Genomic DNA, 8,234 nt, shown 5'->3' with positions numbered 1-8,234 from the left:
CTTGCATAACAAAAATATTAATTGCCGCTACAATAACAATTAGTGCAATAACCCCAATAATAATCCATTTCTTCTTCTTGTTTGGAGTACGAACCGTATTTGGTAACATATTCTCGCTCCCTTTTATAACTTAATAGTTTAATATAAAAATTGTATAAAACTTTCTGAAAATAGATTACATATTATTACATTATTTTTACAAAGTTTTACACATCCATTTATATTGTAACAAAAATTCCAATGATTAGAAATATGACATTATATCTTTTAAGATAGATTTAAGGAAAGGAAAAAGGGCAATTTTAATTGAATGGAAGCCATTCTTTATTAACAAACTTCTTGCCAAAATGAATCATTAAAATCATTTTCCTAATTGCACCATCGCTATTTTGTCATATATATTTGACATTTCATCTATTCAATTATAAAATGTCACATATAAATGACATTTCGGTACACGAGGTCTACAACCATCAATGGGAGGTTTATAGTGGAACCCAGTTAATAACGCCGAAACGAATTAAATAAACAAAAGCATTCGCAATACATAAGAACCATACAAATTTATTTTTTACTACATACTTCATTAAAATTTCTTTTGGTGACATCTTGTTAGCATTATCTGCTTTTTCAAGATTTTCATAGTCATTACGATACTCATCAATTGGAGGAAGACCTTCAGATTCTGGTGTATCCTTCGCATTAATCCAAACAAGAACCGAAATTACCATTGCGATAATTGCAGGGAAAATAAACACGCCGCCTTGCCAATGGTTTTCACCAAAAATACCTACACCAATTCCGACAAGTGGTGGCACAAGCATTCCACCAACGTTATGTGAAATATTCCAAAGACCTGTTTTCGTACCGCGTTCTTTCTTCGAGAACCATTTCGTCATAACAATACTACAAGGTGGTGCTCCCATACCTTGTACAATACCGTTAACAACAAGTAATGTAACAATCATCCCAAATGATGATGCAAAGCCGAAGCAAATATTTACAAGCCCTGATAAGAATAAACCGACTGCGATAAAGCGCTGGGCGAAAGCTTTATCTGATAAATTACCCATAAAGAACTTACTAAATCCATAAACAATTGCCATTACTGAACCTAGTAGACCAATTTCAGCTGTACTAAAACCATATTCTTGTACTAAATACGTACTTGATAACGTAAAGTTACTACGAACTAAATAATAAGCAGCATATCCAACTGAAATCCCGATTAACACACGAATACGTAGTAATCGATATACACGGTCGATCATATCCGCTGGCAATCTTTCAATTGCAGGTGCTGGCTTGAGCCACTTAAACATATATTTTCGTCTCCTTTTCTCACTTCAGAGAGAGACGCTGTCTATTCCATATCTCGATTATTCCGCTATTTGATATATTTTGATTCGTCCTTCTAACCGGCTGTCCTTCTATTTCTTTCTCATTCTTCGCAAACATAGTTGGTACGCCAAACGACACTTTTTCTAAAATGTGACCCGCTTCTTCTGATAAACAATAATCAATAAATAAATCCGCAATAATACCACTCGGTGCACGTTTTAGTTTCGAAATCGCATTAACGGATAACCCTGTTTGCTCAGGTTCGTTACTTAAAATCGGAAAGCCTTGTTTTTGAAGCATTCTCTGATCTCCCATAAAGTTGATGCCTATCATATATTCACCACTCGCAACAAGTTCTGCTGGGATGTAACCATTCACTGTTACTTCTCCAACTTGTTCTGCCAGATTCTTCACATATTCCTTCGCTTCCTCTTCACCTAACGTATCAATAAGTGATTGAAAAAACGTATATGCTGTACCTGAAACATTTGGATCGGGCATGACAATCTTTCCCTTATATACTGGATTCAATAAATCTTTCCATCTTAACGGATACGAGAGACCGAGCGGTGCTATTTCCTCGTTCCACCGCTCTTTATTAATCGCAATTGCCAGCTTCTTCTTCCACTCTACGAAGAAGTTCTTCTGTTGAAAGACGAATAAATTCATACGTACATCCGCGCGGTTTACAAAATGATGAAAGTAACGCTTCACCAACTTCCTCACGAGCCGCTACATACGCAACAATATGACGATCATCCAAAATAGGGAGACCATTTTTACTATATTTAATAGAGGTTGTATCTCGAGAGCAACTAGACATCGCTCCTCCAATTACTAGCAAAAAGAAGAAAAAGGCTATCTTTCTCATGACGCATTCTCCTTTACGAATAACTCTGCTAGAGAGCCTTTCATATACATGACATTTCCGTTATTATCACCGAGATATTGCACAACAAAGTACGATGGATACACAGAAATCGTAAGAATATCTTCACGATCATTTTTTACGCGCTTACCTGTTTTATAAGCTGTAATATAAGCAATCGGTTCATTCTGCGATTGTAATAACTTCTGAATTTCTCCGTAATCTGTAATTTGCTTTGCGTATCGAATAGAATCAAGTATGTGCGTAAGATTGATAGTACGTACCACATCGCCTTGACGTACTACGACGTCCTTTGCTGAAGCAAAGAAATCACTAATACGCTCTGGCGTGTAATACAGGCTTAATAAATACGTTTGAAGTGCTGAAATCATCGGATCCATGCCATTCTTTCCGTATACATTTTCCCCATACTGGAACAAGTCACCTACTGCAAAAGTACGCTTATGTCCATTCAAGTACGTTACTTCTCCAGTAAATACTTGTTCTTGGCTCTTAACGCCCTCAGGCTCTATTCGAATTCGGTCAAAGAATGAAACAATCGTATGCAAACGAACTTCATCCGTTACAACAATTTCTCCCCACTTTTCATGTCTTACTTTCACTTCAATTGGAAGAGATTCATTCACCCTTTGTAAAACGGCTTGTTTATCATTTACAATGTTAATTCGATTATAGATTTGCTTCTCCATAACATAAAACAAAACAAGAGAAACAATCATACAAATGACAAACATAAGAATTTGAAATGATAGCCTTTTCATTTCTGCCTACCTCCAAGATAAAAAAACGTTGTTTCGAAAATACCGCATAATTGTTTCATAAATGTATCATTTAACCGCTTTCAAGTTTTTTATGTCTTCCATCCTTCTCGGAAGCAAAAATGTAATGAATATTGTAGTACCTATTTCTTCACTACTCTCAATCCGCATGCTTCCGCCCTGCTTACTCATAATCTCCTGACAAATATACAAACCATAACCATTCCCGTAACTAGAAGGAAGTGCCTTTCCTTTCGGAGACTCATTCCACTCTGCAAGCACCACCTCATCTATACCGATCCCATCATCATGAACAAAAACCTTCGCCTTCTGCTCATTTACAATTACATTCATACGAATGTGCGAAGCATCACTATACTTAATTGCATTATCAAGCACATTTAAGAAAATTTGCTTCGTCTTATCAAAATCTGCAACAACATGTACATCCGTTAACTCATTTATCACTTCAATTTCAAATTGATTTAGGCGAGGCTTCACAATTGAAACTGCTTCTTCTGCCAATTCCTTTATATTCACAACTGTAGGAGACACTTCAAACGTACTCTTCCCATATTTCGAAGACTTAAGCAGTTCCTCTACAAGTGATAATAAACGCTCACTTTCCACAGATACATAACGAAGACTTTCCTGTACATCTTCTTTCGATTGTAACTTCGGAATTAAATCCACATAACCGATAATTGCCGTTAGCGGTGTTTTTAGCTCATGCGTAATGCGGTCTAGGAAATCTTTCTGTTTCTCTTTCTCCTCCTGCAATTGCTTAATATGCAGCTCAATTCCATCGGCCATCGCGTTAAAAGATGCTGAAAGCTGAGCGATTTCCACGTACTCATTTAACTCAATCTTACTCTTATAATCACCATTCGCGAGCCTCTGTGCCATTTGTCTCAACTGATCAATTGGTTTATGAAGAGACTTCGCCAAACGAATCGCAAAGAAAATACCGGTAGCTACTAGGCAAAGAGACGTCATTAAGAAAGTCCAGCTCACATTTGTTAAAACTTCCTTCTCACCCGTTAACTCATTTATAAAACGAATACTTCCAATGACATCGTTTCCATAATAAACCGGGCTTGAAAACAAAAGAATGGGAGCGGGATCCGCCTCCTCAAAAACATAAGACTTCTTTCCCTTCAAGGAACTCTCAATGTCGATGTTACGGTGAAGCAATGCTCCTTTTTGTGTATCTGCAACAACATCGCCATTCTTCCCGATCATCTGTACACGGACATCCATACGCTTCGCTAAATACGACGCAATTAAAAGTGAATTAGGACCAAGCGTATCCACTTCTGCTTCCTTCTCTAAATAATTCATCGTGTAAATTTGTGCTTCTACACTTAACTTTTCTAAAGAATCTGCTGCGTTATGATACATATTCTTTTCTAACGTAATATAAACAACTGCATATAAAAGAACAAAAATCGGAATTAACAGCCCAACTATTCCGAACACCATATTTCGCTTTAAAGACATACCATCACCACTTAACAATCCAGTTTATAGCCAACGCCATAAATTGTCTTAATATATTCTCCGCTCGTCCCAAGCTTCTTTCGAAGTCTCTGCACCATAATATCAACTGCTCTTGTATTTCCGATATACTCAAACCCCCATACTTTCTCAAGTAACTCATCCCTCATAAACACACGCTGCGGATTTGAAACAAACAACTGACATAAATTAAACTCTCGGTACGTTAACTGAATCTCTTGTCCACTCACATGTACCTTTCTTTCCTTAGGACAAATCACTATCTCTCCAGCCTCAATTACTTCATGACTTACAGCAGTCTCCGTCTTCTTTACACGCCGCGCCATATTCTTAACTCGAAGAATAAGCTCCGCATAATTAAACGGCTTCGTCACATAATCATCAGCACCAAGCTGCAAGCCAAGCAACTTATCATTCATCTGACTCTTTGCCGTTAACATAAGCACCGGAATATCCCTATCCCTCTCACGGAACAAACGAAGCAACTCATACCCATCCGTATCCGGAAGCATAACGTCCAAAATCAATACATCTGGCCCTTCATTCCATCGCTCTAAAGCTTCTCGCCCATCAGCCGCTGCCAATACTTCATAACCTTCCATCTCCAACTGCATCCGAATCAAATTACGAATACTCGATTCATCATCAACTACAAGTATTTTCATCATTTTCCTCCTTCCATCATGTATTATAGTACAGTTTAGTATAGCAAAAATCCTATAAAAAAAGAGAGGGTATTGTCGAACATATTTTGTCGACGATACTCTCTCCTGTTATATTTTCTCTTACACACTCGCAACAATAACTTCAGCACGCCCTACAATCTTATATTCCCCAAAGTTACTTGGTAATATGAAATGATCCCCTTCTTCAAATCGATACGTTTCATTACCATGTATTAACTCTCCTTCTCCATCTATTACACTTAAGAGAAGAAATGGACTTTTTTGCGTTAAATTAACCACTCCATCTAAATTCCATTTATTCACGGAAAAATAAGAGCACTCAATAAACTTGGTTACACATAAATCTTCTATTTCTTCATATTGAACAACTTGTTGACTTGAAACAAATGGCGTTTCTATTACTTCCATACTTTTATCAAGATGAAGTTCACGTAAATTCCCCTCTGAATCTCTTCTATTATAATCATATAATCGATAAGTAGTATCAGAGTTTTGTTGTGTTTCTAATATTAAAATACCTTCACCAATTGCATGAACAGTCCCGCTTGGAACAAAGAAGAAATCACCTGGCTTCACCTTTACACGTTGTAATAGCTTGTCCCACTCTTCTTGCTCCACCATCTCTACTAGTTCATCCTTTGTCTTTGCATGATGCCCATAAATAATTTCAGCACCTTCTTTACAATCAATGATATACCAGCATTCAGTCTTTCCTAGCTCACCATTTTCATTTATACGTGCATACGTATCATTTGGATGCACTTGAACAGATAAGTCACGATTTGCATCTAAAATTTTTGTAAGAAGGGGGAATCGATCTCCCTCAATATCCCCAAATAATTCTCGATGATTATTCCACAATTGTCCTAAAGACAGCCCTTTATACTTTCCACTTTTAACTACACTTTGTCCATTTTGATGCGCAGCGAACGCCCAACATTCCCCCGTTTGTTCTGATGGTATTTCATATCCGAAAGAAGTTAATTTCGTACCACCCCAAATCCTTTCTTTAAAAATGGGTGCAAAAAATAATGGTTCTGTCATGATTAAAATCCTCCATTTTATACGATGTCGTCTAATAATTTATATGCTTCCTCTTTCGTTTGGACAGATATTAATCGCTCTCTATAACTATCATCCATAAGCTTTCGTGAAAGCATTTGAAGAATCTTCAAGTGCTCATTTCCTTCACTCTCTTTCGGAACTGCAATCATAAATACTAATTTTGCATCCGTTCCGTCTAAACTTTTCCAATCTACCCCCGATTGTTTAATTCCAAATACAACACTCGGTTTTTTTACTGCATCCGACTTTCCATGAGGAATTGCAATATTCATTCCAATCCCTGTACTACTCTCTGCTTCTCGACTCATAATAGCTTGCTTAAACTCTGAATCGGAATATAAAACACCTACAGCATTTAATTTCTCAATCATTTCATCAATAATATCGTCACGTGTCTCTCCTGCTAAATTAATATCAATTAGCTCCAGACTCGTTATATCTGTTAATTTCTGAATTTCAACCTTTTCAGCTTGCTTTTCTATTACTTGCTCTTGAACTTCTGCTACTTCCTTTGTTGCTGACACTTCTTTCATTTCTTTTAATTCCTGTGTTTCTTCAGCTTTTGAAATATCTTTCTTTACTACATTCACAATAACCGCTGTAACAAGAGAACCTGCAATAATAGCAATAAAGAACATAAACACGTTATCTACAGCTCCTAGTACCGCAACAATTGGTCCACCATGTGCTACTCTATCCCCTACGTTACCAATCATTGCAATAACAGCACCTGTCATCGAACCAGCCATAATACTTGGAATAACACGTAATGGATCCTGCGCTGCAAAAGGAATAGCTCCTTCTGTAATACCGAATAAGCCCATCGTAAATGAGGCTTTCCCCATTTCCTTTTCCGACTCTTGGAACTTTCTCTTTCCTATAAATGTAGCAATTCCCATCCCAATTGGTGGAATACAAATTGCTGCTGCAATCGGTCCCATAATTTCATAATTTCCTTCTCCAATCATTGCGGAACCAAATAAGAATGCCACCTTATTTACTGGACCACCCATATCAAATGAAATCATTGCACCTAAAATTAAGGCTAAAAGAATCGAACTTGAACCTTGCATACCAGATAACCAAGCTGTTAACGATTCAAATACTTGCGCTACAGGAGCACCAATAATAAACACAAACGCTAAACCTACAATAAGTGATGTAAATACCGGAATAATAATAATTGGCATAATTGGTTGAATTGCTTTTGGCACTTTTAACTTTTTAATTCCCAGAGCTACATAACCAGCTAAGAAACCTGCGATAATTCCACCTAGGAAGCCAGCCCCACTCTCACTACCATAAAAACTTCCCGTTGCTGCGATATATCCGCCAATCATACCAGGAACTAGTCCAGGTTTATCAGCTATACTATACGCAATATAACCAGCTAAAATTGGCACCATAAATGCAAATGAAGCTCCACCTATTTGCTCAATTGTTTTCCAAAAGGATCCTTCTGGTATTACTAAACCGCCAGGAGTTTTTTCGCCGCCAAGTGTCAATGCAATTGCGATTAATAATCCCCCAACAACTATGAAAGGAACCATGAATGATACACCATTCATTAAATGACGGTATATAGGGTTTTGTTTTTTTCCTTGCGAATCATTTCCTGTTTTTTGCACATCCGAATGATACACAGGAACATTACCATCTACTACTTTTTGAATAAGTTCCTCTGGTTTACGAATACCATCTTTAACTCCTACAACTAATAACTTTTTACCTATGAATCTATCTTTATTTACTACTCGATCCGCAGCTATAATGATGCCATCTGCTTCACGAATCTCTTGCTCAGTAAGTTTATTTTCAACACCTATACCACCTTGTGTTTCAACTTTCATTTTAATCCCTAATTTATCCGCTGCTTTTTGCAAGTTTTCTGCAGCCATATACGTATGGGCAATCCCATTTGGACACGATGTAATAGCTAATACTTTCATTTTAATCCTCCCCACCCTTATGTAAGCG

Annotated in this window: 5 protein-coding genes and 2 pseudogenes; all 7 read right to left on the bottom strand. The window is 37.2% G+C overall.

Annotated features, from left to right (window positions below):
* Nucleotides 1-488: 488 nt before the first annotated feature.
* Nucleotides 489-1,322: pseudogene (locus tag ACQRBL_RS27570) on the bottom strand (MFS transporter); the annotation flags it as partial.
* 19 nt (nucleotides 1,323-1,341) lie between these two features.
* Nucleotides 1,342-2,212, bottom strand: a pseudogene (locus ACQRBL_RS27565) (ABC transporter substrate-binding protein).
* Nucleotides 2,209-2,991, bottom strand: coding sequence for a DUF3919 family protein (locus tag ACQRBL_RS27560; protein ID WP_000826618.1), 783 nt, complete (start codon nucleotides 2,989-2,991; stop codon nucleotides 2,209-2,211). Before ACQRBL_RS27560 ends, ACQRBL_RS27565 begins: the two are co-directional and overlap by 4 nt.
* Nucleotides 2,992-3,057: 66 nt before the next feature.
* Nucleotides 3,058-4,488: a HAMP domain-containing sensor histidine kinase gene (locus ACQRBL_RS27555; protein WP_097988034.1), complete on the bottom strand. Its 1,431-nt coding sequence runs from the start codon at nucleotides 4,486-4,488 to the stop codon at nucleotides 3,058-3,060.
* 11 nt (nucleotides 4,489-4,499) lie between these two features.
* Nucleotides 4,500-5,171 carry a response regulator transcription factor gene (locus ACQRBL_RS27550; protein WP_000699556.1) on the bottom strand — a complete coding sequence of 224 codons (672 nt, stop codon included), beginning with the start codon at nucleotides 5,169-5,171 and terminating at the stop codon, nucleotides 4,500-4,502.
* Between the two features lie 120 nt (nucleotides 5,172-5,291).
* A complete protein-coding gene (gene manA / locus ACQRBL_RS27545) occupies nucleotides 5,292-6,236 on the bottom strand; it encodes a mannose-6-phosphate isomerase, class I (protein WP_097988033.1) in 945 nt (314 codons plus the stop codon).
* A gap of 17 nt (nucleotides 6,237-6,253) precedes the next feature.
* A complete protein-coding gene (locus ACQRBL_RS27540; protein ID WP_097988032.1) occupies nucleotides 6,254-8,206 on the bottom strand; it encodes a PTS fructose transporter subunit IIABC in 1,953 nt (650 codons plus the stop codon).
* Nucleotides 8,207-8,234: the final 28 nt, after the last annotated feature.

Source organism: Bacillus sp. AF62, from assembly GCF_050312695.1.
Lineage (GTDB): Bacteria > Bacillota > Bacilli > Bacillales > Bacillaceae_G > Bacillus_A > Bacillus_A cereus.
Note: the sequence above shows the minus strand (reverse complement) of the source record. Positions and strands in the feature narration are given on the sequence as shown.

Coding starts and splice junctions, on each gene's coding strand:
- ACQRBL_RS27555 (WP_097988034.1), bottom strand. CDS start 4,488: ATGTCTTTAAAGCGAAATATGGTGTTCGGAATAGTTGGGCTGTTAATT.
- ACQRBL_RS27560 (WP_000826618.1), bottom strand. CDS start 2,991: ATGAAAAGGCTATCATTTCAAATTCTTATGTTTGTCATTTGTATGATT.
- ACQRBL_RS27550 (WP_000699556.1), bottom strand. CDS start 5,171: ATGAAAATACTTGTAGTTGATGATGAATCGAGTATTCGTAATTTGATT.
- ACQRBL_RS27540 (WP_097988032.1), bottom strand. CDS start 8,206: ATGAAAGTATTAGCTATTACATCGTGTCCAAATGGGATTGCCCATACG.
- manA (WP_097988033.1), bottom strand. CDS start 6,236: ATGACAGAACCATTATTTTTTGCACCCATTTTTAAAGAAAGGATTTGG.